Source organism: Sphingopyxis alaskensis RB2256 (assembly GCF_000013985.1).
Classification (GTDB): domain Bacteria; phylum Pseudomonadota; class Alphaproteobacteria; order Sphingomonadales; family Sphingomonadaceae; genus Sphingopyxis; species Sphingopyxis alaskensis.
Window position 1 is genome coordinate 581600 of the sequence record NC_008048.1, and the last position, 23829, is coordinate 605428.

The 23829-nt window shown below is 66.5% G+C and carries 28 protein-coding genes and 1 tRNA gene; 8 read left to right on the plus strand and 21 right to left on the minus strand.

Going from position 1 to position 23829, the window contains the following annotated elements; translation table 11 throughout:
• Positions 1-3: 3 nt before the first annotated feature.
• From SALA_RS02860 to SALA_RS02920, 13 genes are all read right to left on the minus strand, one after another.
• Positions 4-1347: a TldD/PmbA family protein gene (locus SALA_RS02860; protein ID WP_011540880.1), complete on the minus strand. Its 1344-nt coding sequence runs from the start codon at positions 1345-1347 to the stop codon at positions 4-6.
• A 50-nt stretch (positions 1348-1397) separates the two neighbouring features.
• Entirely contained in the window at positions 1398-1796 is a 399-nt protein-coding gene (locus SALA_RS02865; protein WP_011540881.1) for a hypothetical protein, read from the minus strand.
• A 217-nt stretch (positions 1797-2013) separates the two neighbouring features.
• Positions 2014-2622 (minus strand): hypothetical protein, encoded by a 609-nt coding sequence (locus tag SALA_RS02870; RefSeq protein WP_011540882.1) that lies wholly within the window; start codon positions 2620-2622, stop codon positions 2014-2016.
• Positions 2623-2718: 96 nt separating this feature from the next.
• Complete coding sequence (locus tag SALA_RS02875) at positions 2719-3234, minus strand: demethoxyubiquinone hydroxylase family protein (protein WP_011540883.1); 516 nt, start codon at positions 3232-3234, stop codon at positions 2719-2721.
• Positions 3231-3713, minus strand: a complete 483-nt coding sequence (locus tag SALA_RS02880) for a disulfide bond formation protein B (protein ID WP_011540884.1) — start codon at positions 3711-3713, stop codon at positions 3231-3233. Before SALA_RS02880 ends, SALA_RS02875 begins: the two co-directional genes overlap by 4 nt.
• Positions 3714-3800: 87 nt before the next feature.
• The gene (locus SALA_RS02885) at positions 3801-5189 is read right to left on the minus strand and encodes a S41 family peptidase (RefSeq protein ID WP_011540885.1); all 1389 of its coding nucleotides are present in this window, start codon (positions 5187-5189) and stop codon (positions 3801-3803) included.
• 244 nt (positions 5190-5433) lie between these two features.
• The gene (locus SALA_RS02890; protein WP_011540886.1) at positions 5434-6651 is read right to left on the minus strand and encodes a murein hydrolase activator EnvC family protein; all 1218 of its coding nucleotides are present in this window, start codon (positions 6649-6651) and stop codon (positions 5434-5436) included.
• Positions 6648-7076, minus strand: a complete 429-nt coding sequence (locus tag SALA_RS02895) for a 23S rRNA (pseudouridine(1915)-N(3))-methyltransferase RlmH (RefSeq protein ID WP_011540887.1) — start codon at positions 7074-7076, stop codon at positions 6648-6650. The genes SALA_RS02890 and SALA_RS02895 overlap by 4 nt, the downstream gene beginning before the upstream one ends.
• 142 nt (positions 7077-7218) lie before the next feature.
• Positions 7219-7617 (minus strand): ribosome silencing factor, encoded by a 399-nt coding sequence (rsfS, locus tag SALA_RS02900; protein ID WP_011540888.1) that lies wholly within the window; start codon positions 7615-7617, stop codon positions 7219-7221.
• Positions 7614-8267: a nicotinate-nucleotide adenylyltransferase gene (locus tag SALA_RS02905; RefSeq protein ID WP_011540889.1), complete on the minus strand. Its 654-nt coding sequence runs from the start codon at positions 8265-8267 to the stop codon at positions 7614-7616. Before SALA_RS02905 ends, rsfS begins: the two co-directional genes overlap by 4 nt.
• Positions 8264-8551, minus strand: coding sequence for a type II toxin-antitoxin system RelE/ParE family toxin (locus SALA_RS02910; protein ID WP_011540890.1), 288 nt, complete (start codon positions 8549-8551; stop codon positions 8264-8266). Before SALA_RS02910 ends, SALA_RS02905 begins: the two co-directional genes overlap by 4 nt.
• Entirely contained in the window at positions 8548-8820 is a 273-nt protein-coding gene (locus tag SALA_RS02915; protein ID WP_011540891.1) for a CopG family ribbon-helix-helix protein, read from the minus strand. The genes SALA_RS02910 and SALA_RS02915 overlap by 4 nt, the downstream gene beginning before the upstream one ends.
• 31 nt (positions 8821-8851) lie before the next feature.
• A complete protein-coding gene (locus SALA_RS02920; protein ID WP_041383606.1) occupies positions 8852-10138 on the minus strand; it encodes a glutamate-5-semialdehyde dehydrogenase in 1287 nt (428 codons plus the stop codon).
• Between the two features lie 82 nt (positions 10139-10220).
• Between SALA_RS02920 and SALA_RS02925 the strand changes: the two genes are divergently transcribed.
• A complete protein-coding gene (locus tag SALA_RS02925; protein WP_011540893.1) occupies positions 10221-11357 on the plus strand; it encodes a DUF3667 domain-containing protein in 1137 nt (378 codons plus the stop codon).
• Positions 11358-11534: 177 nt separating this feature from the next.
• Here SALA_RS02925 and SALA_RS02930 read toward each other — a convergent pair whose 3' ends face one another.
• Positions 11535-12458, minus strand: a complete 924-nt coding sequence (locus SALA_RS02930) for a crotonase/enoyl-CoA hydratase family protein (protein ID WP_011540894.1) — start codon at positions 12456-12458, stop codon at positions 11535-11537.
• A 244-nt stretch (positions 12459-12702) separates the two neighbouring features.
• On the opposite strand from SALA_RS02930, the gene purC reads away from it, so the two are divergent.
• The 3 genes from purC to SALA_RS02945 all read left to right on the plus strand — a co-directional run bounded on the left by purC (position 12703) and on the right by SALA_RS02945 (position 16872).
• Positions 12703-13479, plus strand: coding sequence for a phosphoribosylaminoimidazolesuccinocarboxamide synthase (gene purC / locus SALA_RS02935; RefSeq protein ID WP_011540895.1), 777 nt, complete (start codon positions 12703-12705; stop codon positions 13477-13479).
• A gap of 112 nt (positions 13480-13591) precedes the next feature.
• Positions 13592-16483: a M16 family metallopeptidase gene (locus SALA_RS02940; RefSeq protein ID WP_011540896.1), complete on the plus strand. Its 2892-nt coding sequence runs from the start codon at positions 13592-13594 to the stop codon at positions 16481-16483.
• Between the two features lie 128 nt (positions 16484-16611).
• Positions 16612-16872: a hypothetical protein gene (locus SALA_RS02945; protein ID WP_041383028.1), complete on the plus strand. Its 261-nt coding sequence runs from the start codon at positions 16612-16614 to the stop codon at positions 16870-16872.
• Here the strand turns inward: SALA_RS02945 and SALA_RS02950 are convergent.
• From SALA_RS02950 to SALA_RS02960, 3 genes are all read right to left on the minus strand, one after another.
• Complete coding sequence (locus tag SALA_RS02950; protein WP_011540898.1) at positions 16869-17288, minus strand: hypothetical protein; 420 nt, start codon at positions 17286-17288, stop codon at positions 16869-16871. The two genes, SALA_RS02945 and SALA_RS02950, sit on opposite strands and share 4 nt — an antisense overlap.
• A 321-nt stretch (positions 17289-17609) precedes the next feature.
• Entirely contained in the window at positions 17610-18092 is a 483-nt protein-coding gene (gene bfr / locus SALA_RS02955; RefSeq protein WP_011540899.1) for a bacterioferritin, read from the minus strand.
• A 100-nt stretch (positions 18093-18192) separates the two neighbouring features.
• A complete protein-coding gene (locus SALA_RS02960; protein ID WP_041383609.1) occupies positions 18193-18366 on the minus strand; it encodes a (2Fe-2S)-binding protein in 174 nt (57 codons plus the stop codon).
• A 180-nt stretch (positions 18367-18546) separates the two neighbouring features.
• Between SALA_RS02960 and purS the strand changes: the two genes are divergently transcribed.
• Positions 18547-18777 (plus strand): phosphoribosylformylglycinamidine synthase subunit PurS, encoded by a 231-nt coding sequence (gene purS / locus SALA_RS02965; protein ID WP_011540901.1) that lies wholly within the window; start codon positions 18547-18549, stop codon positions 18775-18777.
• Positions 18778-18814: 37 nt separating this feature from the next.
• Entirely contained in the window at positions 18815-19480 is a 666-nt protein-coding gene (gene purQ, locus SALA_RS02970; RefSeq protein ID WP_011540902.1) for a phosphoribosylformylglycinamidine synthase subunit PurQ, read from the plus strand.
• Here the strand turns inward: purQ and SALA_RS02975 are convergent.
• A complete protein-coding gene (locus SALA_RS02975) occupies positions 19442-19813 on the minus strand; it encodes a hypothetical protein (protein ID WP_011540903.1) in 372 nt (123 codons plus the stop codon). The two genes, purQ and SALA_RS02975, sit on opposite strands and share 39 nt — an antisense overlap.
• Before the next feature lie 3 nt (positions 19814-19816).
• Complete coding sequence (locus SALA_RS02980; RefSeq protein WP_011540904.1) at positions 19817-20566, minus strand: queuosine precursor transporter; 750 nt, start codon at positions 20564-20566, stop codon at positions 19817-19819.
• A 74-nt stretch (positions 20567-20640) separates the two neighbouring features.
• Here SALA_RS02980 and SALA_RS02985 point away from each other — a divergent pair.
• Positions 20641-20717, plus strand: a tRNA-Arg gene (locus tag SALA_RS02985).
• A gap of 83 nt (positions 20718-20800) precedes the next feature.
• Here SALA_RS02985 and SALA_RS02990 read toward each other — a convergent pair.
• Positions 20801-21523, minus strand: a complete 723-nt coding sequence (locus SALA_RS02990; RefSeq protein ID WP_011540905.1) for an MBL fold metallo-hydrolase — start codon at positions 21521-21523, stop codon at positions 20801-20803.
• Positions 21524-21626: 103 nt separating this feature from the next.
• Here SALA_RS02990 and SALA_RS02995 point away from each other — a divergent pair, with 103 nt between their 5' ends.
• A complete protein-coding gene (locus SALA_RS02995) occupies positions 21627-22178 on the plus strand; it encodes a TetR/AcrR family transcriptional regulator (RefSeq protein ID WP_202795311.1) in 552 nt (183 codons plus the stop codon).
• Positions 22179-22204: 26 nt separating this feature from the next.
• On the opposite strand, the gene SALA_RS03000 is transcribed toward SALA_RS02995, so the two are convergent.
• The gene (locus tag SALA_RS03000) at positions 22205-23707 is read right to left on the minus strand and encodes an MFS transporter (protein WP_011540907.1); all 1503 of its coding nucleotides are present in this window, start codon (positions 23705-23707) and stop codon (positions 22205-22207) included.
• Between the last annotated feature and the right edge of the window lie 122 nt (positions 23708-23829).

A 23829-nucleotide genomic window follows, 5' to 3' on the forward strand; every position in this document is an offset into this window, starting at 1 on the left:
GTCTCAGCTCGACGCGACGGTCATGCCGTCGATGCGCAGCGTCGGGGCGTTGGTGGCATGGCGGAATATAAGGTCGTCGGCGGGGATCAGCGCCGCAAACATGTCGACCAGATTGCCCGCGACGGTGAACTCGGCGATCGGTTCGGCAATCGCGCCGCCGCGGATCATGAAGCCCGACGCACCGCGGCTATAGTCACCCGTCACCGGATTGACGCCATGCCCGATCAGTTCGGTGACATAGATGCCCTCGGCGACGCCCGCCATCAGTTCGGCGGGGCTTTGCGCCCCGGCCGCCAGATGAAGATTGCTCGCCGCGACCCCCGACGCGCCACCGCCGCGGCTCGCATGGCCCGTCGGCGTCAGGCCGAGCTGGCGTGCCGATGCGCTGTCGAGCAGCCAGCCGGTGATCCTGCCGTCCGCCACGATGTCGCGCGCCGCGGTCGGCAGGCCTTCGCCGTCGAAGGGGCGGCTGCGCAGGCCGCGTGGCCGGCGCGGTTCGTCGCGGATGATAATGCTGCTGTCGAACAGCATGTCCTTTTCCTTGCCGATCAGGAAGCTCGTCCCGCGGGCGATTGCGGGGCCGGCGATCGCGGCGAGCAGATGGCCGACGATCCCGCCGCTGACGCGCGGGTCGAAAAAGACCGGCAGCTTGCCGTTCGGCGCCTTGCCCGGTTCCAGCCGCGCGACGGCGCGGGCCCCCGCGCGCGCGCCGATGTCGGCGGCGCTTTCGAGGTCGGTCAGGTGGTGCGCGCTGTGCCAGGCATAGTCGCGCTGCATCGCGGCGCCTTCGCCCGCGATCACGCTCGCCGACAGGCTGTGGCCGCTCGATCCATAGCCGCCCGCAAAGCCGTGGCTCGTCGCGAGGGCGAAGCGCGTGCGGCTGTGGCTCGCGCTGCCGCCTTCGCTGTTGGTCACGCCCGCGACCGCACGCGCGGCGTCTTCGACCGCCAGCGCGGCTTCGCGCAGCGCCGCAGGATCGGCCTCGCTGCCGTCGTCGAGGTCGAGGTCGGGCACCGCGCCCCTGAACAGCAGGTCGGCGGGCGCGAGGCCTGCATAGGGGTCTTCGGGTGCTTCGCGCGCCATTGCAACGCAGCGTTCGACGAGCCTGGCCAGCTCGCCCGCATCCATGTCGGCGGTCGAGACGCTGGCGCTGCGCTGCCCGACAAAGACGCGCAGCGAAATATCCTGCCCCTCGGATCGCTCGACATCTTCGAGCGCGCCCAGGCGCATCGTCACCGATGTTGCGGCGTTGCAATAATAAAGCGCGTCGGCGGCGTCGGCGCCCGCCTTGGTTGCGGCGTCGCACAGCATCTGCGCGCGGTCGAGGGCTTGGGAAACGGAGAGCATCGCCGCGCCCTATACGGCGCGCGAACAAAAATCAAAAGATGGCGGGAAACTCAGCCCGCGATGGCGGCGATCGCCTCGGTCGCGGCCATCGCGCCGCTGATCCACAGAAAGGGCAGCGTCAGCGCGGCGATCCACAGGCGGCGGACGTCGCGGCGAAACCGCGCGTGAAGGCCCCAGCTGGCAAGCGCCTGACGGCTGAGGTGATACCAGCGGCGTTCGGTCGAGCGCGCGACGGGAAGCGCGAGCGCGAGCAGGATCACGAGCGCGACGACGATATAGGCGGACGGAGCACCCGCAGCGATGGCGCTGGTGACAAGCCAGATCTGGAGCGCGGCGAAAGCCAGAAGAGCGGCGGCGGCGTGCCAGGTCATCCGGCGACCAAGGCTCCGCGCGGGCGGAACGCTTGCAGTCGAGCGGCGCCAGAGGCGCGGTCCGAACGTCGATGCCATGTTTCAGCCTCCCCGGCCGGCGATTCCCAGAACCGCCACGATTTGCCCCAAAAAATCCCAAGTCAAGACAGGTTGGCAGCGATTCGTTAATTTTTTCACTCGATTCACCGCAAAAACGCGACGGCATCGCGCCAAGGCGCACCGATCTGGCCGATCAGCGGCAGTGGCGCCCCGGCGGGCGGCGGAAAGCGAAGGTGTTCGAGGCCGCGACCCTGCGCTATGGCTGCGGCGGGACGGGTAGCTCGCTTGCGTCCGCCTCGCTGTCCGGCGAGGCGGGCGCCGGTGCTTCGCCGCTTGCCTGGCGTTCGAGTTCGGCGGCGGCTTTCTGCCGCTCCTCCAGCGCGCGTTCTTCCGCGACGACCGCGGCTTCGACCTCGGCGGCGGCGGCGTCGATGCCGGCGAGGCGCCTCGCGCGCTCGTCGGCGATCATCGCCTGCCAGTCCGTCTTGTCGGCGGCGCGCCGTTCGGCGCGGGCGCCCGCGACGAGGGCCTGCGTGCAGCCGGTAAAGCCGCCAAGCCCGGTCGGTGAGCAGCTGTCGGTGCCGAAACGCCCGACACGCTCAAGCGCGACGACCTTGTTCGCCCAGGCTTCGTTGCGCGGGTCGAGCGGATTGCCGCGCAGAATCGGCGGAACGCGATAGCGCTCGCTCTCCGGCAGGCGGTTGCACACGACGATCTCGTCGGCGCTCGACGCTTCGCATTTGTCCTCGCCGTAAACGATGACCTGGTTGATCTTTTCGCCTTCGACCGCGGATTCCTGCGCGGCGGCGGGCAGGGCGGCGGCGCTGCCGGCGAGGATCAGCGCGAAGAGAGGGAGGCGGGTCATCGGATCATCCTTTGTCGTTTCGGGCGTGATGCCATGGGCTGGCTGCACCGACAATGAACATCTTTCTTCGTTCACATCGGCCGTAGGGTCAGGACCCTAAATACGCTTCGACAGCGCGATCGCCGCGCGGCACCCGGCGCGGATCGCGAGGCTGAGCAGCGGATAGCCGGGCGCGCGCTCCGCCCCGGCCTTGAGCGCGGCGTCCCTATGCTCCAGCTCCTCGGCGCGGAAATCCGCGACCGCCGCGCTGAGCTCGGGATCGCTGTCGCCCAGTTCGTCGAGTTGTTGCCGGTAATGGCGGTCGATCTCGGTCTCGACCGCGGCGGTACAGGCCATGGCGGCGCGCGGTCCCATCGCGGCAGTGGCCGCCCCCAGCGCAAAGCCCGCAACGTTCCAGAAGGGCTGGAGCGCGGTCGGGCGCACGCCGCGCCGCGCGATCATTGCGTCGAAAAATGTGCGGTGGCGCTCTTCCTGTTCGGCCATATGGGCGATTTCGCGCGCCATCGGATGCCGGTCGCCCATCACGGCGAGCTGGCCGGCATAGATGCGCGTCGCGCCAAATTCGCCCGCCTGGTCGACGCGGATCATCGATGCGGTGCGCTTATCGGTCATGCCGCCGATGTGCGCCCGGCGCGCAGCAAGGTCAAGACGAGCGTGGCGGCGCCGAACGAGAAGATCGCGTTAAAGCCCGCCAGCGAGATGCCGAACAAGGACCATTGCACCGCGTCGCAGCGGACGAGCGGCGCGTCCATGATCGATTCGAGCGTCACCGGCCCGCCGGTGCCGGTCGCGCAGGTGGTGATGCCTTCCCAGAAGCCATATTCCACCCCGGCGTGGAACACCCCGATCGTGCCGCTGACGGCAATGGCGGCGGCGGCGAGCAGGGTGAGCGCGCGCATGGCCCCGGCATTGCGGTGCAGCAGCAGCGCGAGCAGCGCGAGCAGGATCGCCGCCTGATGCGGCCAGCGCTGCCAATAACACATTTCGCAAGGGTGAAGGCCAAAGCCGAATTGCGACACCAGCGCGCCGCCATAGAGGAACAACGGCGCCGCCAGCGCGACGAGGGGAGCGGCCAGGCGCGATGTCAGCATGGTGGAACCTCGGAATCCCGCCGGTGCGTCAGGTTGCAAGGTCGAGATCCCGGCCTGCGCCGGGATGACGGGGCGGGAAGCATGGCGTCAGTTGCGGCGCGCCGGCTTCGCGGCCGGCTTGGCCGCCGCGGCCATGCGCGGCGTTCCAGGGCCGATCCGGCCTATCGTCTGCAACGCATAGTGCAACTGGAAATCCTCGATCCCCTTGGCCTTCAGCTCGTCAGCGGTCGCGGTGAAGCGCGGGTCGGGCGTTTCATCCTTTTCAATGAGGCCGTTGTCGACCTTTTTCTCGTTGATCAGGTGACGGCGCAGGTCGCTTTCGCGGAACTTGGGGCGCGACGCATAATCGGGGTCGCTGAGCTGCGGCACCTTGATGTCGGGTTCGATCCCGCCTTCCTGCACGCTGCGCCCCGACGGCGTGTAATAGCGCGCGGTGGTCAGCCGCAGCGCGGTGGTGTCGCTGAGCGGGAGCACCGTCTGCACCGACCCCTTGCCGAAGCTGCGTTCGCCCATGACGACCGCGCGATGCTGGTCCTGCAGCGCGCCGGCAACGATTTCGGATGCCGAGGCCGAGCCGGCGTCGATCAGCACGATCACCGGCGCGCCGGCGGCCAGATCGCCCGGTTCGGCGAAATAGCGTTCGATGTCGCCCTTGCGGCGTCCGCGCTGCGACACGATCTCGCCGCGTTCGAGGAACAGGTCGCTGATCCCGACAGCTTCGTCGAGCAGCCCGCCGGGGTTCGAGCGGAGGTCGAGCACCCAGCCGCGCGGTTTTTTGCCGAGCGATTTTTCGACCGCCATCATCGCGGCCTTGAGGTCGGTGGTCGCGTCGGCCGAGAAGCTGGTGACGGTGAGCACGCCGACATCGCCCCTGACCTCCCATTTCACGGGTTTGAGGTCGATGATCTCGCGCGTCAGCGTCATCTCGATCGGCTTGTCCTGGCCTTCGCGCACGATCGTGATGTCGATCGGCGTCCCCGGCCGTCCGCGCATCTGTTCGACCGCCTCGTCGAGCGTCAGCCCGAAGATCAGCTCGTCGTTGATGTGAGTGATGAAATCGCCCGCCTTGATCCCGGCGCGCGCGGCGGGCGTGTCGGCGGTCGGCGCGATCACCTTGACCACGCCGTCTTCCATCGTCACCGACAGGCCCAGCCCGCCATATTCGCCATCGGTCTGGGTGCGCAGGTTCGAAAATCCGCGTGCGTCGAGATAGCCCGAATGCGGGTCGAGGCTGGCGAGCATCCCGTTGATCGCGCCCTCGATCAGCTTGGCATCCTCGACCGGTTCGACATAGTTGGACTTCACTTCCAGATAGACGTCCATGAAGCGCGCGATTTCTTCCTGCGTCTTCGAATCGACGGTGGCCATTGCGCCGGTCGCGAGCGGAACCAGCGCCAGCGTCGAAAGCGCGGCGGCGCCCTGCCACAGCGCGAAGCGGCGTTTCGGGGACGCGGTGGTTTTGGTCGTGTCGGTCATATCAGTCTTTCACTCGGGCGAGAGCCATGCCGCGCTATAAACCCCGGTGCTCCATCATCCTATGCAAATCTGCGTGGGTCAAGCGGGGGTCTCGATCCGGGGCAACCATCGAACGGGGAATTAATGGGTCCTGACCCTAATCCCCTTCCCGGCACCACGTCCCCGAGCGCCATCGACGCCGCGCCTTCCCGCTTCGCTCGAACGCGCGTCACCTCTGCACTCGGAAATGCGAAAGAGCGATGAGCTATCCGATCATCGCGACGATATCGACCGGGCGGCCTGCACGGCGCAGTTCGACGGTGATGCGGCTGTCGTCCGATCCGGCGCGCCCGACCGGCGCCCCGGCCTCGACCGTATCGCCAACCCCCACCGACAGCGCGATCATCCCGGCGAGCAGCGAGATCCAGCCGCCGCCATGGTCGATGATGACGATCTTGCCATAGCCCCGATAATCGCCCGCAAAGCTCACGCGACCGGGCGCGGGGGCGACGACCTGCCCCCCCGGTCGCGCCGCGACGGTGATGCCGCGCGACCGCACCCCGCTTTCGTTGACCTCGCCCAGCCCGGTGACGATGCGCCCGACGACCGGCAGGCGATAGGCGGTGGCGGTGAGGCCGACCTCGCGCGTGGCGGGCGGGGCGAGAGGGTCGACGCTCCCCGCCTCGGGATCGCGCGGACGCGGCAGCGGCCCTGCCAGCGCCGCCAGTTCGGCACGCACCAGCCCGTCGGCTTCGAGCGCATCCATCAATTCGACGATGTCGCGCGCCTTTTCGCCAAGCCCCAGCGCGCGGTCGGCCTCGAGCCGCGCGCTGCTCATCAGGTCGCGCGAGCGCAACCGCCCCTCGTTCTCGAGGCGCGTCAGCGCGGCGCGGCGCGCGGCGAGCCGCGCCCTGCTTGCCGCCAGCGCGTCGAGCGCGATCGCCTGTTGCCGCCGCGCGGTGTCGAGCAGAGTGAGTTCGCGGCGGACCCCGGCGGTGCGCCGCGCGATCACCGGCATCGCGGCGTCGATCACCGCGCGGGCGTGGACCATCTCGCGGAGCGATCCCGGCTGCGCGAGCACGCTGACGGGTGGCTGGCGGCTGAGTTGCTGGAGCGACGCGGCGAGTTCGAGCAGGGGCTGCTGCTGCTCGGCCAGCCGCGCGCGCTGCGCCGACAGGCGGCGCGCGACGAGCGCGACGCGCGCCTCGCCGGCGCTGATGTCGGCTTCGGCCGCCTGGATGCGCGCGGCGAGCGCGGCGCTGCGCTTTTTCAGCCGGTCGGCCTCGCTGTTCGCGGCGGCGGCCTGTTTTTCCAGCGCGGCGCTGCGCGCCATCGCCGCCGCCGACTGCTGCCTGGCGTCAACGAGCTGCATCCGTTCGCGCGTGGCGATGGCCTGTGGGTCGAAGAAGTCGCCCTGTGCCAGCGCGAAGGTTCCGCCCGCGAAGGCGGCGACGATCGCCAGCGCGGCGGGCCCGCGCCTCACTGGCGCCCCTCGCGGTGATAGGGATGTCCTGCGATGATGCTGGTGGCGCGCCACAATTGTTCGGCGAGCATCGCGCGCGCCATCAAATGCGGCCAGGTCGCGCGGCCAAAGGCGATGACCTTGTCGGCGCCCTTGCGTTCGTCGGGCGTGAAACCGTCGGCGGCGCCAATGCAGAAGCGCGCCTCGCGCACTCCGCCATCGCGCCAGTTTTCGAGTAAATTTGCAAATTCGAGCGAGGACATCTGTTCGCCGCCCTCGTCGAGCAATATGGTGCGGCTGCCCGCTGCCGCGGCGGGAACGCGCCCGCCGGTGTCGGGGAGTTCCGAAATCTTCTGCGCCCAGGTCACGCGCTTCATATAGCGCTCGACCAGCTCGGCCTCCGGGCCGCGCCCGATGCGCCCGCGCGCGATGATGTGCAGCAACATGGTTTTTGTTCACCTTCGGTGAAAGCGGCACCAGCCCGCTCCCCCTCCCGGCCTCCCATAGGCTATTATCGTTGGGGAGGCCGGGAGGGGGAGCGGGCTGGTGCCGCTTCTGTCGGGCTTTAGGCCGAACAGATCAAAAACGTCAATTCGCGGCTGCGACCGGCGGCGCGTCGCCGAACGACCACATGCGTTCGAGGTTATAGAAGCTGCGAACCTCGGGACGGAACAGGTGGACGATGACGTCGCCCGCATCGAGCAGCACCCAATCGGCGTTGGGCAGCCCTTCGACGCGAACCGGACGGCCCGCTTCCTGCTTGATCCGCTGCGCCAGTTTTTCGGCAATCGCCGAGACGTGGCGCGTCGAACGGCCGCTCGCGATCACCATATGGTCGGCGATGCTGCTCTTGCCGGCAAGCGGGATCGAGATGGTTTCCTGGGCCTGGTCCTCGTCCAGCTGGTGGAGGATCAGCGCGTGGAGCGCGTCCACGCTGTCATTGGCAGGAGCGGCGCCCGGCGCGGCCCCCTGGGTGGCGGAGATCAAATGCGTCCTTTCTTGGTCGGTTCCACCAGCCGCGAACGTGTGACCGGATCGCGCAGCGCGCGGCCTTCATAGCGTTCGAACCAGCGGGGGTTGGCCTGCCGCATCGCAGTCGCGGATCGCACATCGGGCGAAAATCGCAGGAACACGAGGGCGGGCGGTCTCCAGTCTGTCCAATGGCTTTTCTGGTCTGCGGGCCGGACAAAGCGCCGAAGCCATCCCATCGCACGTCTTGCATGGGCACGGTCATTATAGCCCGGACGCGCGATAACCGCAATCGGCATCAAACGCGCAATGCCCCGCCAGTCGCGCCATCGGGGCAGTTGGACCAGATTGTCGGCGCCCATGATCCAGATAAACTGGCGGTCAGGATAGCGGCGGACGAGCTTTTTGAGCGTGTCGATCGTGTAGCGGGTGCCAAGCTCGGCCTCGATTCCCGTCGCGCGGATCGGCGCGCGCCGCGCCATGCGCCGCGCCGAGGCGAGCCGCGCGGGGAGGGGCGCCATGCCTGCTTTCGGCTTCAAGGGATTGCCCGGCGAGACGAGCCACCAGAGTTCGTCGAGGTGCAGCGAATCGATCGCGTTCAAACTGATCGCGCGATGCCCGCCATGCGCAGGGTTGAAGCTGCCGCCCAGGAGACCGGTGGGGATCACAGGAGGGTTTGCCAGTCGCTGCGCAAATGGACGACACGAAGGACGAGGAGCCGTTCCGCATTCACATCATACAGTAGGGCAAATGGAAGCTGGCCCAAACGCCATTTTCGCAGACCATGTGCATCGACCAGCGAACCGGCGCGCGGTGTAAGCGCCAGAAAGTCGCTCGCGCGCTCGGCTTCGGACAGCAACGCGTCCGCGAGATCGAAATCGACCAGATAGAGGCCGTCGGCATTGTTCAAGAGGTCTTCGGTCGCTGCCTGCGACCATTGGACATTGATCACGCTGTCGCTTTATCGTGCTTTGAACGGAGTTCGGCGCGCTTCGCGGCGATCAGCTTTTTCATCTCTTCGTGCGAGATCAGCGGCTCCTCGCGGGCAGATCGCTCGCCTTCCTCGATGATTGCGAGCATCTCGGCTTCGCGTTCGACAAACTGTCGAACCGCCTGCGCAACGAGCCACGAGCGCGAGCGATCATAGCGTTCCGCCAATCTGTCGAGCGTTTCCAGGGTTACGGCGTCAAGCCGCGTCGTGATCGGCGTCGTAGCATCCATGCTGTGCACATATCATTTGTATACAAACGACTCAAGGCCGCAACTGTCCGCTCCCGCGCACCAGCCACTTGTACGTCGTCAGCCCTTCCAGCGCGACCGGCCCGCGCGCGTGGAGGCGTCCGGTTGCGATGCCAATTTCGGCACCCAGCCCGAACTCTCCTCCATCCGCAAATTGCGTCGAGGCGTTGTGCATGACGATCGCGCTGTCGACGCCCGTCAGGAAACGCTCGGCGGTCGCGGCATCCTCGGTGACGATCGCGTCGGTGTGGCGGCTCGAATGCGCGTCGATGTGCGCGAGCGCGCCGTCGAGGCCGTCGACCATGGCGATCGAGACGATCGCATCGAGATATTCGGTATCCCAGTCGCCGGCGCTCGCGGACTCGACATGCGGGCTGAGCGCCGCGACATCCCTGTCACCGCGCACTTCGCAGCCCGCGGCGATTAGCGCGTCGACAATGCCCAGCGGGGCAGGGTAGGCGCGGTCGATCAGGATCGTCTCGGTCGCGCCGCAGATGCCGGTGCGGCGCATCTTGGCATTCACCGCCAGCTCGACCGCCTTCGCGGGGTTGGCGGCTCCGTCGATGTAGAGATGGTTGATGCCGTCGAGGTGCGCGAGAACGGGCACGCGTGCCTCATCCTGCACGCGCGCGACCAGCCCCTTGCCGCCGCGCGGAATGATGATGTCGATCAGCCCCTGTGCGCGCAGCATCGCCCCGACCGCGGCGCGGTCCTGCGTCGGGACCAGCTGCACGGCATCGGCGGGCAGGCCCGCCTCGACGAGTCCCGCCGCGAAGGCGGCGTGAAGCGCGCGGTTCGAATGCACCGCTTCGCTGCCGCCGCGCAGGATCACGGCATTGCCCGCCATCAGCCCGAGCGCCGCGGCGTCGGCGGTGACATTGGGGCGGCTTTCATAGATAATGCCGATCACGCCGAGCGGGACGCGCACGCGGCTCAATTCCAGTCCGTTGGGCCGCGTGAAGCGGTCGATCTCGCGGCCGACCGGATCGGGCAGCGCCGCGACCGCCTCGATCGCGTCGGCGATCGCCGCAAGGCGCCCCTCGTCGAGCCGCAGCCGGTCGAGCATCGCGCCCGACAGGCCGTTGGTTTGCCCCGCCGCCATATCCTCGGCATTGGCCGCCAGTATCGCCGCCGATCGCGCGCGGATCGCGCCTGCCGCGGCTTTCAGCGCTGCCGCCTTTTCGGCGGTCGGTGTCTGTGCAAGCCGTTTCGCGGCGGTGCGCGCGCGCGCGCCCATCTCGGCGATCAGCGCCGCGGCCTCGCCGGGCCGCGCGGAAGAAGCGGTGAGCGTTTCGGTGATCATCGAACCGCCTCTATCATGTTTCGCCGACCTGCCGAAAGCCCCGTTGCGTGGTACCCTTCGGGCCACTAGTCAGGGGCGCATGAACGGGGACATCGAAGGGATCGGGGCGGCGGTGACCGCGGGGCTGGCGGCGCGCGCGGTCGAATCGGCGCATGGCGGCGCCGAGCGCGCCAATGCGCCGCTGCGCTGTCTCAATTGCGGGACCAGCCTCGCCGGGTCGCATTGCCATCGTTGCGGGCAGCGGGCCGAGGTGCATCGCAGCTTCGGCGCGATCGGGCACGATCTGGTCCATGCCATCTTCCATTTCGAAGGCAAGATCTGGAACACGCTGCCGCTGCTTGCATGGCGGCCGGGCGACCTGACCCGCCGCTATATCCACGGCGAGCGTGCGCGCTTCATCTCGCCGCTGGCGCTGTTCCTCTTCGCGGTGTTCCTGACCTATGCCGTGCTCGCGATGATCGGTAGCGGTGGCGAATTCGGCGCCGCGCTGAGCAAGGCGGCCGACGAGCAGACGCGCACCACCGCGGTCAAGGACAGCATCCAGATGGAGGTCGACCGCATCGACGGCGAGCTTGCGAAAGCGGGGCTGGCGGACGACCGGCGCCGCGCGCTCGAAGCCGAGCGCAATATCCTCCAGCAAAGCGCCACCTATCTGGGCGTTGCGCGCGCGCGCAGCCAGAGCGAGCGAAGGGCCGATCGCGCCGCAGGACCGCCGGTGCTCGACGATCCGCGCGACCAGGTGGCGACGAGCGCCGATTTCATCTCGCGCAACAAGATCGATACCGGGGTGCCCTTCATCGACAATGGCCTCAAAAAGGCGTTCGCAAACCCGGCGCTGGTTCTCTACAAACTTCAGGCGAACGCCTATAAGTTCGCCTGGGCGCTGATCCCGCTGTCGCTGCCCTTCCTGTGGCTGCTCTACCCCTTCAGTCGGCGCTTCCACGCTTACGACCATTTCGTTTTCGTCACCTATTCGATTTCGTTCATGCTGCTGCTCTTCGTTGTCGTGCGGCTTTTGAACGTGACGATTTTCGGCGAGGTAGCGACCTTTCTTGCGATGCTCTATGTGCCCTTCCACATGTATCGTCAGCTGCGCGGCGCCTATCGCTCGTCGCGCTTCGGTGCCTTTGTGCGCGCCAACCTGCTGCTCTTTTTCAGCCTGTTCACGCTTATCTGGTTCATGCTGTTGCTGCTCGCGCTCGGCATCAGCGGCTAACAAGGCCCGTAACGATCGGCGGACACAGACGCGGCAGGGGCGATTCCCGGCAAGGAGGAGGATGGCGACGCACGCGGCCTGGAGAGCGATCGACCGGCGCCCGCTGATCCGGTTTGGGACGGCAGGACTCGCGGCGCCGGGCTTCCCGGCGCCGCGCGGCAAACGGATGTCCTGATCCTAGCTATAGGGCGGCGCCTCTTCGAACTCGGCGAACCAGGGATAGTCGTTCGCAACGCTCGCCGTGAAATTGGCGGGACGCTTTTCGAGGAAGCTCGACACCCCCTCGGCGGCGTCGGGGCTGCGGCCGCGGGCAAAGATCGCGCGGCTGTCCCAGCGGTGCGCGCTCATCGGATGCGGCGCGCCAAGCATCCGCCAGAGCATGTGGCGCGTCAGCGCGACCGACACCGGGGCGCTATGCTCGGTCAGCTCGCGCGCCCTGGCGATCGCGGCGTCGACCAGCTCGCCGGGGGCGTGGATCGACTGGACAAGGCCCTTTTCACGCGCTTCCGCTGCCGGGATCAGCCGCCCCGAAAAGCACCAGTCGACCGCAGTCTGGATGCCGACGAGGCGGGGCAGGAACCAGCTCGACGCCGCTTCGGGGACGATGCCGCGCCGCGCAAAGACAAAGCCGTAACGCGCGGTGTCGCTCGCGAGGCGCGCGTCCATCGACAGGGTCATCGTCGCCCCGATGCCGACCGCGGCGCCGTTGATCGCGCCAAGCACGGGCTTTTTGGCGTCGAAGATGCGCATCGACACGCGCCCGCCCGAATCGCGGATCAGCGGGTGCGACCAGTCGATCGTGCCGTCTTCGGCCACCGGGCTGGCGGGGAAGCCGTCGGGCAGGATCGCCGCCTTGTCGGTTCGCTTGTCATAATCGAAGGTCGCCGCGCCCTGGCCCAGATCGGCGCCGGCGCAATAGGCCTTTTCGCCCGACCCGGTGAAGATCACCGCGCGCACCCCGTCGTCGGCGTCGCATTCGTCGAGCGCGGCGACGATCTCCAGCATCATTTGGGTGGTAAAGGCGTTCATCCGGTCGGGGCGGTGCAAGGTCAGCAGCGCGATGCCCTCGTGGCGGTCGAGGCGAATCTGGTCGAAGCTCATCCATCTCTCTCCTTCGGTCGCCGGCAGGGTTGCAAGCTCGGCCGCTGAACGCAAGCACTTTACGTAAACGTAAGGCGTGATCGCTCCCCAACCTTCGCCCGATGGGAGAAGGATGGAGAGAAGCGAGGGATGACGCGCCGGGTCTTTGCCGCTATAGGCGCCGCAACCGCCCCGGCGCCGCGCCTCCCCCGTGAGTCGCCACCGCCGGGGCCATTCATTTGCTTCCGACAGAAAGTTGACCGCCATGGCCCGTCGCCGCCAGATCTACGAAGGCAAAGCCAAAATCCTGTATGAAGGCCCCGAACCGGGCACGCTGATCCAGTATTTCAAGGACGACGCGACCGCGTTCAACGCGCAGAAGCGCGGGACGATCAATGGCAAGGGCGTGCTCAACAACCGGATTTCGGAGCATGTGTTCACCCTGCTCGGCAATATCGGGGTGCCGACGCATTTCATCCGCCGCCTCAACATGCGCGAGCAGCTCATCCGTCAGGTCGAGATCGTGCCGATCGAGGTGATCGTGCGCAACGTCGCGGCGGGCACGCTGTCGAAGCGGCTGGGGATCGAGGAGGGGACGCAGCTTCCCCGCACCCTCATCGAATATTGCTACAAGGACGACGCGCTCGGCGATCCGCTCGTCGCCGAGGAGCATATCGCCTGCTTCAACTGGTGCAGCCAGGACGAGCTTCACGACATTCAGGACATGGCGATCCGTATCAATGATTTCATGTCGGGCATGTTCGCCGCGGTCGGCATCCGCCTCGTCGACTTCAAGCTGGAGTTCGGGCGGCTGTACGAGGGCGATTTCAGCCGCATCATCCTCGCCGACGAGATCAGCCCGGATGGTTGTCGCCTGTGGGACATGACGACGAACGAAAAGCTCGACAAGGACCGTTTCCGCCGCGACCTCGGCGGCGAGGTCGAAGCCTATCAGGAAGTCGCGCGCCGCCTCGGCCTGCTGCCCGAAGGCGGCGACAATGCCGTGCTCGACCTCGAAAGCCACCGCAAGAAAAAGGGTTGAGTCCGCCTTATCCGTCATCCCGGCCTTCGCCGGGATGACGATAGGAGTATGTTCACCATCGTTGCCAAGGCCTCCGCCTTGACGCGGACGCAATGATCGCCAGAACGGCGCCATGACCAGCCTTATTCTCCGGCGCGCCGCCACCGCGCTCTTACCCTTCGCGCTTCTCGCCGTCTGCTCGCCGCCGCTGCTTGCCAAGGAGGTCGAACGGCCCGCGGCGACCGCCGCGGTCAATCCGCAAGGCGACGCCGCAAGGGCATGGAACTTCGCCGCGAGCGACGTGCCGGTCGATCCCGGAACGATTTTTGGCGTGCTTCCGAATGGCATGAAATATGCGCTGCTGAAAAACAGCACGCCCAGGGATAGCGTCGTCATCCGGATGCGCCTCGATGTCGGCAGCTTTGCCGAGGCCGACGACCAGCGCGGCCTCGCCCATTTCCTCGAACATATGGCATTCAACGGATCGACCAACGTGCCCGAGGGCGAGATGATCAAGCTGCTCGAACGCAAGGGGCTGGCGTTCGGCGCCGACACCAACGCCTCGACCGGGTTCGACGAGACCATCTACAAGCTCGACCTGCCGAACGCTTCCGACGATTTGATCGACACCGGGCTGATGCTGATGCGCGAGACGGCGAGCGAACTGACGCTCGATTCCGCCGCGATCGACCGCGAACGCGGCATCATCCTCTCCGAACGGCGCGCGCGCGACACCTATCAACTCCGCAACATCGTCGACCAGCTCGATTTCCAGATGCAGGGCATGATTGTCGCCGACCGTCTGCCCATCGGCACCGAGGCGGTGATCCGCACCGCCCCCGCGTCGCGTCTGCGCGACCTTTACGAGCGCTATTACCGTCCCGAACGCGCGACGCTGGTGATGGTCGGCGACTTCGACCCCGCGGCGGTCGAGGCGAAGATCAAGGCGCGTTTTGCGGACTGGACCGGGAAGGGGCCGGCGGGGGTCGATCCCGACATCGGCGCCATCGACTATGCCCGTCCCGCGGCCGCCGACGATTTCGTCGATCCCGCGATCCAGGATTCGGTGACGCTCGCCGCCTTCCGCCCATGGGTCGACGAGCCCGACACCAGGGCGAAGCGCGCGCGCCTGATCGCCGAAAATATCGGCGAGGCGATCGTCAGTCGCCGCCTTGCCAAGATCGCGCTCGATGAAGACTCGCCGATCCTCGCCGGCTCGCTGTCGGACGCGAACGGCTGGAAGGTCTTCGATCAGGTGACGATCGGCGCGGTGGCCAGGGAGGGCGCGTGGCGGGAGGCGCTGGCGATCGTCGAGCAGGAGCGGCGGCGCGCGCTCGAGCATGGCTTTACCGAGGCCGAGGTCGCCGAACAGATTGCCAACCAGCGCACCGCGCTGCGCAATGCCGTGGCGGGTGCGGCGACGCGGCGCAGCGAGGCGCTTGCCGACGCGCTGGTCGTCGCGGCCAGGGGCGAAGCGGTCTTCACCCGTCCCGAAACCGCCCTCGCGCTGTTCGAGTCGGTGGCCCCGTCGCTCGACGCCGCCGCGATCACCACCGCGTTCCGCAAGCGGACGGAGGGGCTGAGCGCGCCGCTCGTGCGCGTGACGGCGAAGGCGCCGATCGACGGCGGCGTCGACGCGATCCTCGCCAGCCTGCGTGCATCGACGCAGGTGGCGGTCGCGCCGCCCGCCGAAGCCGCGAGCGCGGCCTTCGCCTACGACAATTTCGGCACGCCGGGCACGATCGTCGCCGACGACCGGATCGAGGATCTGGGCATCCGCCGCATCCGCTTTGCCAATAATGTCATGCTCAATGTCAAGACGACCGATTTTCAGAAGGATCGCGTGCTGTTGTCGCTGCGCGTCGACGGCGGAACATTGCTCGCGACGCGCGACGATCCGACGCGCGTGTCGCTCGCCAGCTCGTTCATGCTCGGCGGGCTGGAGGCGCATAGCGTCGATGATCTGCGTACCATCTTTGCGGGCAGGACGGTCAGCCCCGCCTTCGGCGCCGCGATCGACGCCTTCGGCGGCACGGCGACGACCTCGCCCGAGGATTTCGCGCTCCAGGCCAAGCTGCTCGCCGCCTATCTGACGCACCCCGGCTACCGCGCCGACGGGCTCGCGCTCATCCGCCGCGTGCTGCCGCAACAATATGCCGCGAACGACGCCACCCCGGCGGCGGTGATCGCGCGCGATGTCGGCGGCATCCTCGCGAACGACGATCCGCGCGCGCAGACCCCGCCGCTCGAAAAGGTGATGGCGCTCGACTGGGCGCAGCTCAAACCCGTGATCGCCGACAGCCTCGCGCACGGCGCGATCGAGATCGGCGTCGTCGGCGACATAAGCGAGCAGGCGGCGATCGATACCATTGCGGCGACCTTTGGCGCGCTGCCGCCGCGCCGCGCCGCCTTCGACCCGCGTAGCGAGGCGCGTGTCCGCGACTATGCCGCCGACCGCAGCGAACGCACGCTGATCCACAAGGGGCCAGCCGAGCAGGCCGAATTGCGCGTCTATTGGCCCGCGCGCGACGACAGCGATCTGGCCGAGGCGATGCGGCTCAACCTGCTGGCGCGCGTGATGCAGCTCAAACTGACCGAGGAACTGCGCGAGCGGCTGGGCGAAAGCTACAGCCCCGGTGCCGCCGCCAGCCTGTCGGACGAGTTTCCGGGCTATGGCCACCTCTTTGCCGCGAGCAATGTCGATTACAAGGATCTGGCGACGACGCGCGCGGCGATCTTTGCCATCGCAAAGGAACTGCGCGATGCGCCCGCCGACCCGGACCTGGTCGACCGCGCGCGGCGCCCGCTGGTCGAGGCGATGACCAAGGCGCGGCGCGAAAACGCCTATTGGCTGAACTATGTCGCCGAAGCGACCAGCCAGGCCGACCGGCTCGACCGCAGCCGCAACGGCATCGCCGAGGTCGAGGCCGCGACCCCTGAGGAGTTGCAGGCGCTCGCGCAGCGCTATCTGACCGACGACAAGGCGCTGGTGATCAAGGCGGTGAGCGACAAGGTGGGGAAATAAGCGAGCCTAGTGCCCGACCGGTTGCAGACATGGTCAGCATCGTTAGACTTGGGAGCATGCGGATCGGTAGTCTTCTACTCGTCACGTCACTGGCGATTTCGGCGTGCGCTCGTCCTGAGGCTGGCGCAATGAGCTCTCACTTCGAGTCCAGTGCATCGATCGACGCGCTTGCGACCTGTATCAGCCAAAATCATGAAGCCGCGTTTCCACGTTTCTTCTCTCACGAAGAGGATTCCGCGCGGCGCGTATTCAAAACATATAACGGGATCGCGGTTGCAATTGACGATGATGTGGCAAGGCGACGCGTCACCGTTTCATCGCCGCAGGCTCTCACCACAAATCAGGCCAACTATATCCGCCAATGCATCTCGATGTCTGAGGCCGCCTAAACCCGCCCCGGTGCCTTTGCCCGAATGAAATTCTCCAGCGCGGCGAACAGCATTTCGCGCGCGTCGCTGCCCAGCATTTCGGCGGTTCGCCAGTCGAAATCGACGCGGTCGCAGCGCGCCGCGGCTCCGACCATCGCGGCGAGCAGCGCCTCGTCGAAACTGAGCCGCGGGCAGCAGGGCGGCGCGACGGCAAAGGGGTCTGGCCAGATATGGGCGATCGCCTCGACCACCAGCCGGAAGCGCCGCGCTGCCAGCATATTGCCCCAGCGCCGCTCGAGTTCGGGCATCGGGTCGCGGCCGCTGCGCCGACAGAGGATCGAATAGCGCAAGGCGAGCACCGCCTGCGCCGCATCGACCGAGAGGTCGCGCACCAGCGGCTGCTCGGTCAGCTGGCGGATCAATGTGCGGCTTTGCATGACATTCTCTCTCCCGGCCCGGTGCAGTCCGCCGGTCCGCTGCATCGCAGCGGAAAAAGATGCCGGCCGCCTTGTCGCAGCTTGAAGATGCAGCGGCCGGCAGGAGGGGACTGCCCAATTGTGCTATTGAGAATTAATCGCAATTACAAGCGAAAAAAGAGGCGCCCGAAAGCGCCCCTGAAAAACCATCCAAATCCCCTCCCCTTAAGGGGAGGGGCAGTGAGACTTGGCCCGGCTCTTGCCGGGCCCCCACCCGCTGCGACTAGGCAGCAAGCTGCCAAGTCTCGCTGCCCTCCCCTGAAGGGGAGGGCAAAGATTGCGTCAATCGTCCCCGGCCGGCTTCGACTGGAGCTGGATATAATTTTCGATGCCCATGCGCTCGATCATCTCGAACTGCTTTTCCAGCTCGTCGACATGATGCTCCTCGCTTTCGAGGATGTCGGCGAACAGGTCGCGGCTCACATAGTCGCGCACGCTTTCCGAATGCGCGATCGCGTCCTTGAGCAGCGGGATCGCCTCTTCTTCCAGCGCAAGGTCGGCCTTCAATATTTCCTCGACCGTCTCGCCGACGCGCAGGCGGCCGAGCAGCTGGAAATTGGGAAGGCCGCCGAGGAAGAGGATGCGGTCCGCCAGCTTGTCGGCGTGCTTCATCTCGTCGATCGACTCTTCGCGCTCGAAATGCGCAAGGCGCGCGACGCCCCAATTGTCGAGCATCCGGTAATGCAGCCAATACTGGTTGATCGCGGTCAGCTCGTTCTTCAGCGCCTCGTTGAGGAAGTCGATGACCTTTTCGTCGCCCTTCATGATGTCAGTCCTGTCATTTTCTGTTGTGTGGGAACGGCGGCATCATACCGCCCCGGACCCCGCCAGGCCAAGGGTGAAAATGGCAGAAATCTGCGAAAAATCAGGCGGCTGCGGTCGCCTCGCTGATGATATTGCGAGCGAATGACAGGCATTGGCCGCACTTGGGTTTGCGACCCAATTGCGCATAGGCCGCCTTGGCGCACCGCAATTGGCCGCTCCGCGCAACATCGCGCAGCTGGCTCTCCCTTATTGCGTTGCAGACACAGACGACCATGTGCGAATCCTTCTCAACAATCCCGATGTAGAGATAGTGCGACAGATTCGCAACAAGAAAGATGCGACTGGTTCGCAGTCCGAAGAAGCATATTTTTCGCAGGTACGGCCCTTGCCCGAAAGGTGATTCGCGGGCATAGGCGCGCGCATCGTCACGCCCTCCCAAGCAAAGGTCCGCCCCATGAAAGTCAATGTCTATGTGACGCTCAAGCCGGGAGTGCTCGATCCGCAGGGCAAGGCGATCCACCATGCGCTCGAGGGACTGGGCTTCACGGGTGTTGCCGACGTGCGCGCAGGCCGCTTCATCGAACTCGACGTCGCTGACGACACGAGCGACGTCGACCTCGACGCCATGTGCGCCAGGTTGCTCGCCAACACGGTGATCGAAAACTACCGCATCGAACGCGCCTGAGCCGAGCCAAGCTGATCCAAGCCAAGGAGCCTGCCCCATGAAGACCGCCGTCATCGTCTTTCCCGGCTCCAACTGCGACCGCGACATGGCCGTCGCGCTCGAGACCGTCACGGGCAAGGCGCCCGCGATGGTATGGCACCGCGAGACCGGGCTGCCTGAGGGCACCGATTTCATCGCGCTGCCGGGGGGCTTTTCCTATGGTGATTATCTCCGCTCGGGGGCGATGGCGGCGCGTTCGCCGATCCTGCGCGCAGTCGCCGAGGCCGCGGGTCGCGGCGTTCCGGTGCTTGGCGTCTGCAACGGTTTTCAGGTGCTGACCGAGGCGGGGCTGCTTCCCGGCGCGCTGATGCGCAACGCGGGGCTCAACTTCGTCTGCCGCACCGTGCCGCTCAAGGTCGAGAACAGCCAGTCGCTGTTCACCGCAGCCTATGGCGCGGGCGAGGAAATCGCGATTCCGGTGGCGCATCACGACGGCAATTATTTCGCCGACGCCGATACGCTCGACCGGATCGAGGGTGAGGGGCGCGTCGCCTTTCGCTATCTGGACGGCGTCAACGGTTCGGCGCGTGACATTGCGGGCGTCCTCAACGATGCGGGCAATGTGCTCGGCATGATGCCGCACCCCGAGCGCGCGATCGACCGCGCGCACGGCGGCACCGACGGGCTACGCCTGTTCGAGGCGGCGCTCGGCGTCCTCGCCTGACGCCGCATCGGTCCCTGGCAGCCAGCGTCCGACGAGTGCCAGCACCGTTGGCCAGAACATCGTATTCCAGATGTCATGCCAGTGCGCGGTGTCGGGCTGAACCGTCGATCCACCATATTCGACTATGAGGTCGAGCGCCTCGCCGCCGCCCGCCATCGCCAGCACCGCGAGCCATGCGGCAATCCACCCGCCGCGTCCGCGCCACGCGAGGCGCACGACAAGGAACAACGCCAGCCCGAAATAGATGTGCAGCGCATCCTTGCTGAGGTCGCTCGCCGCGACGATCCAGCTCTTGCGTTCGACGAACAGGGCGGCAATTTCGATCAGCGTCATGGGTCAGACCTTGGCGGCAAAGGGCGTGAAATCGGTGCCTTCGTCGAACACGTCGACACCTTCGCGCCGCTTCAACGCACCAACCACGACATAGGTTACCGGCGTCAGCGCCGCTTCCCACAAAGTTTTGATCAGCCATTGCGACAGCACGACCTGATACAGCTGTTCGGGCGGCCAGCCGGCAAGCCCATAGAAGGCGAGCGGATAGAAAATCAGGCTGTCCAGTCCCTGACCGACCACAGTGGACCCAATGGTGCGCATCCACAGAAAGCGCCCGCGCGTCCACAGCTTCATGCGCGCGAGCACATAGGAGTTGGCGAACTCGCCGACCCAGAAGGCGGTCATCGACGCGAGCACGATGCGCCAGCTGTTCCCGAACACGAACTCATAGGCCGCCTGCCCCGGCCAGCCGTCGGCGGGCGGCAGCGACACGACCGCCCACGCCATGAACGCCATGAAGGCCAGCGCGGCAAAGCCCGTCCAGATCACCCGCCGCGCGCGGGCATAGCCGTAAACTTCGGTCAGCACGTCGCCGATGATGTAACTGATCGGAAAGAACAGCACCCCCGCACCGAAAGCCCATTCGCTGCCGTCCGGCAACACGACATAGCTCGGTTTCGACGCGCCGATGATGTTCGACAAGAGCAGGATGGCGACAAAAGCCGCCATCAACAGGTCGTAATAGCGAAAATGGCGGACGCTCGCGGCGTTCACATGAACGGGCGGTGTCGGCGAGGCGGGCGTGTCGGTCATCGACGCGCTGCTTAACCTGCTTTGCAGCCCGCGCAAACCACGCTATTCGCGCGAGCGTCGTTACCCGGCTCTGCGCGCCCGTAGCTCAGCTGGATAGAGCACCCGCCTTCTAAGCGGGTGGCCGCAGGTTCGAATCCTGCCGGGCGCGCCATACTCAGCGCAGCGGGTTCGTGTCGCCCCATCGTTGCGATGCCAATGCCTGCGTCGGCATCCGTCCCGGTCATGCCGAAAGGGTCATGCCGGCTGACGCAGCATTTCCTCGAAATAGTCCGCCAGTCGCCGCAGCGCGTGCGCCCCATCGCCCTGAAATGTCGGCCCGTGCATCAACGCGAGCGTGCGCGGTTGCAGATCGGCGAGGCGACGGATGGTGGGCGCCGTGGCCAGCCCGAGGCTGGTCGCATGAAAAGCGTCTTCGGCGGCGATCGCAGCGGCGACAATATCGTCGCGCGTCATCTCCCGGGATCCGAACTGCGTGAACAGGTCGCCGCAGAACAGCGTTGCCGACGTTTCTTCGAAAATCACGCCCGACTCCCACGCATGCGGGACGTGCGGGGTGTCGAAATAGCGGATGCGGCGTCGGCCCGCCGTGATCAGTTCGCCGTCCTGCACCACGCGCGGCGCCCGATCCGCAAGATCGTTGAGCGAGATCGAGCAGGCGGTTTCGCCGTGCACGACCTGCGCATGCGGCGCCGCCTGCAACCACAGATTCATCGCGCCACATTCGTCGGCCTCGACATGGCCGAAACTCAGCCAGCGCAGCCGGTCGAGTGGCATCAACGCTTCGACGGCCGCCGAAAAAAGCGGAAACATGCTTCGCTGACCGGCGTGAAAAAGCAGCGGCTCGTCATCGAGGATCAGGAAGCTGTTGAAGGTGAAGCCCGCCGGCGGTTCGATGTCGGGGACGAAAACCGACAGCCGGAAAATGCCGTCGGCGATCTCGGTGGTCTGGGCAGACATATAGGCGCTCCATCTGGGAATTGACTGCACACATATGTGCAACTAAAAACGGAGCATGTCAAATCCCCCTGAGCAAAATGACCGGCCCAAACGATCCTACCGATTGGGAAGGCGTGCAAAATCCCGCGACCTCACGCGGCAGCGGATCGTCGATGCCGCGATCGAATTGCACAGCAGCGTCGGTCCGGCGCGGACGACCGTTGCGCAGATTGCCGAAAGGGCGGGTGTGCAGCGCCACACCTATTATGCGCATTTTCCGGACGAGTGGGATTTGCTGCTTGCCTGTTCGGGGACCGCGCTCGGACGCGACCCGCTGCCCGATCCCGCACGGCTTGGCGCGCTGCCGAAGGGTCCGACGCGACTCCGCGAGGGGCTTTCGCAATTCTACGACTGGTTTGCGCGCAACGAAGGGCAGGCGGGCTGTGTGTTGCGCGACGCCGAATATCATGATCCGACGCGCCATATTGTCGCCCTCCGGATGGCTCCGGTGTTCGCCGCCGCCGCCAGCGTGATGGGCGAGGATTTGGGGAGGCGGGCGACTGCCCTGCTGGGGGTCGCGCTCGATTTTTCCTGCTGGCGCGCGCTGGCCGGTTCCTGCAGCCCGGACGAGGCGGCCGCGCTGATGGCGGATGCGATCATGCTGATCGACGGTTGAGTCGGGCCGGGCGTTTCGGTGCTGTATCAGCCCCGCTGCCTGGCGAGCATCGGTACGATGCGCGCCATGGCGGCGATCGCGACGAGCAGCGTGATCGCGGCGAACGCCATCGTATGGATGGGCTCGCCGGGGAAGAACGCCTTCATCACCGATCCCATCAGCGCCGCGACGAGCAGCTGCGGGATCACGATGAAGACGTTGAACAATCCCATATAGATGCCGAGCTTTGCCTGCGGCAGGCTCGACGCGAGGATCGCATAAGGCATGGCGAGCACCGAGGCCCAGAAGATGCCGATGAAAATCTCGCTGACGATCAGCAGCGCCGGATCGCGCAGCATGAAGAAGCTGGCAAAGCCAATCGCCCCGCAGCCAAGGCCGATCATGTGCGTTGGCGCCTGCCCCAGCCGCCGCGACAGCCACGGCAGCAGGGTCAGCGCCGCCACCGCCGCGACGCCGTTATAGATGGCGAACAGCTGGCCGACCCAGTTCGCCGCCGCCTGATAGTCGGCGCTCGCGGCGTCGAGCGCGCCATAATGATATTGGGCGACGATCGGCGTCGTGTTGATCCACATGATGAACAGCGCCGACCAGCTGAAGAATTGTACGAGCGCGAGCCGCTTCATCAGCAGCGGCATCCCGGCGAAATCGCCGATGATGCTCGCCAGCATATTGGTGCTGTGTCCGCGCCGCGCCATCGCGATCGCGGCGATGCTCGCCAGCCCATAGGCGATGAGCAGCGCGCCGAGCAGCAGCACCTCGCGCAGCAGCGCGAAATGCTGCTGGATCGCGGCGACCGCAATGCCCGCGGCGATCCAGACCAGGCCGGTGCCATAGCTGCGTGCGGCCAGGTCCTGCGCGGGTAGCGCGGCCGCCACGGGGCTTGATGCCGCAAAGGCGGCCATGGTTGCCGGGTCATATTCGTGCGTCGTCACGATCGTCCACAGCACCGACAGGAACAGCGCCGCGCCGCCGAACCAGAAGGCATATTTGACCGTATCGGGAATCTGTCCCGGCGGCGCGACATTGGCGACCCCCATCGCCTCCATCGCCGCGGGAAACAGCGATCCGACGACCGCGCCCGCCCCGATGAAGGCGGTCTGCACCGCATAGCCCGCGCTATGCTGGTCCTTCCTCAACATGTCGCCGACAAAGGCGCGGAACGGCTCCATCGAAATGTTGAGCGAGGCGTCGAGCAGCCACAGCATCGCCGCCGCGAACCAGATGGCCGGGCTTTCGGGCATCGCGAACAGCGCGATCGCGGCGAGGATCGCCCCCGCCAGGAAATAGGGCCGGCGCCGACCGAGGCGGCCGAGCCAGGTCCTGTCGCTCAGATGCCCGACGATCGGCTGGACGAGCAGCCCGGTCAGCGGCGCGGCGACCCACAGACCGGGCAGCCGCTCGATATCCTCGCCGAGCGACTGGAAGATGCGGCTCATATTCGCATTTTGCAGCGCAAAGCCGATCTGGATGCCGAAAAAGCCGAAGCTGATATTCCACAGGCCGGCAAAGCCCTGCCGCGGCTTGTCCATGCGTCTCTCCCCGACGGGCCGCGCGCGCGGCTCTCATGGTGTCCGGTGTTGCAGCGTGCGGCGGGCAGGGCAAGCGGCTTGGCGGCTTGCGTATACGAATACGTGGCGGCGGGCCGAGCCGC

Coding starts and splice junctions, on each gene's coding strand:
- SALA_RS02860 (WP_011540880.1), bottom strand. CDS start 1,347: ATGCTCTCCGTTTCCCAAGCCCTCGACCGCGCGCAGATGCTGTGCGAC.
- SALA_RS02865 (WP_011540881.1), bottom strand. CDS start 1,796: ATGGCATCGACGTTCGGACCGCGCCTCTGGCGCCGCTCGACTGCAAGC.
- SALA_RS02870 (WP_011540882.1), bottom strand. CDS start 2,622: ATGACCCGCCTCCCTCTCTTCGCGCTGATCCTCGCCGGCAGCGCCGCC.
- SALA_RS02875 (WP_011540883.1), bottom strand. CDS start 3,234: ATGACCGATAAGCGCACCGCATCGATGATCCGCGTCGACCAGGCGGGC.
- SALA_RS02880 (WP_011540884.1), bottom strand. CDS start 3,713: ATGCTGACATCGCGCCTGGCCGCTCCCCTCGTCGCGCTGGCGGCGCCG.
- SALA_RS02885 (WP_011540885.1), bottom strand. CDS start 5,189: ATGACCGACACGACCAAAACCACCGCGTCCCCGAAACGCCGCTTCGCG.
- SALA_RS02895 (WP_011540887.1), bottom strand. CDS start 7,076: ATGTTGCTGCACATCATCGCGCGCGGGCGCATCGGGCGCGGCCCGGAG.
- SALA_RS02915 (WP_011540891.1), bottom strand. CDS start 8,820: ATGGATGCTACGACGCCGATCACGACGCGGCTTGACGCCGTAACCCTG.
- SALA_RS02925 (WP_011540893.1), top strand. CDS start 10,221: ATGAACGGGGACATCGAAGGGATCGGGGCGGCGGTGACCGCGGGGCTG.
- SALA_RS02930 (WP_011540894.1), bottom strand. CDS start 12,458: ATGAGCTTCGACCAGATTCGCCTCGACCGCCACGAGGGCATCGCGCTG.
- purC (WP_011540895.1), top strand. CDS start 12,703: ATGGCCCGTCGCCGCCAGATCTACGAAGGCAAAGCCAAAATCCTGTAT.
- SALA_RS02940 (WP_011540896.1), top strand. CDS start 13,592: ATGACCAGCCTTATTCTCCGGCGCGCCGCCACCGCGCTCTTACCCTTC.
- SALA_RS02945 (WP_041383028.1), top strand. CDS start 16,612: ATGAGCTCTCACTTCGAGTCCAGTGCATCGATCGACGCGCTTGCGACC.
- SALA_RS02950 (WP_011540898.1), bottom strand. CDS start 17,288: ATGCAAAGCCGCACATTGATCCGCCAGCTGACCGAGCAGCCGCTGGTG.
- bfr (WP_011540899.1), bottom strand. CDS start 18,092: ATGAAGGGCGACGAAAAGGTCATCGACTTCCTCAACGAGGCGCTGAAG.
- SALA_RS02960 (WP_041383609.1), bottom strand. CDS start 18,366: ATGGTCGTCTGTGTCTGCAACGCAATAAGGGAGAGCCAGCTGCGCGAT.
- purS (WP_011540901.1), top strand. CDS start 18,547: ATGAAAGTCAATGTCTATGTGACGCTCAAGCCGGGAGTGCTCGATCCG.
- purQ (WP_011540902.1), top strand. CDS start 18,815: ATGAAGACCGCCGTCATCGTCTTTCCCGGCTCCAACTGCGACCGCGAC.
- SALA_RS02975 (WP_011540903.1), bottom strand. CDS start 19,813: ATGACGCTGATCGAAATTGCCGCCCTGTTCGTCGAACGCAAGAGCTGG.
- SALA_RS02980 (WP_011540904.1), bottom strand. CDS start 20,566: ATGACCGACACGCCCGCCTCGCCGACACCGCCCGTTCATGTGAACGCC.
- SALA_RS02990 (WP_011540905.1), bottom strand. CDS start 21,523: ATGTCTGCCCAGACCACCGAGATCGCCGACGGCATTTTCCGGCTGTCG.
- SALA_RS03000 (WP_011540907.1), bottom strand. CDS start 23,707: ATGGACAAGCCGCGGCAGGGCTTTGCCGGCCTGTGGAATATCAGCTTC.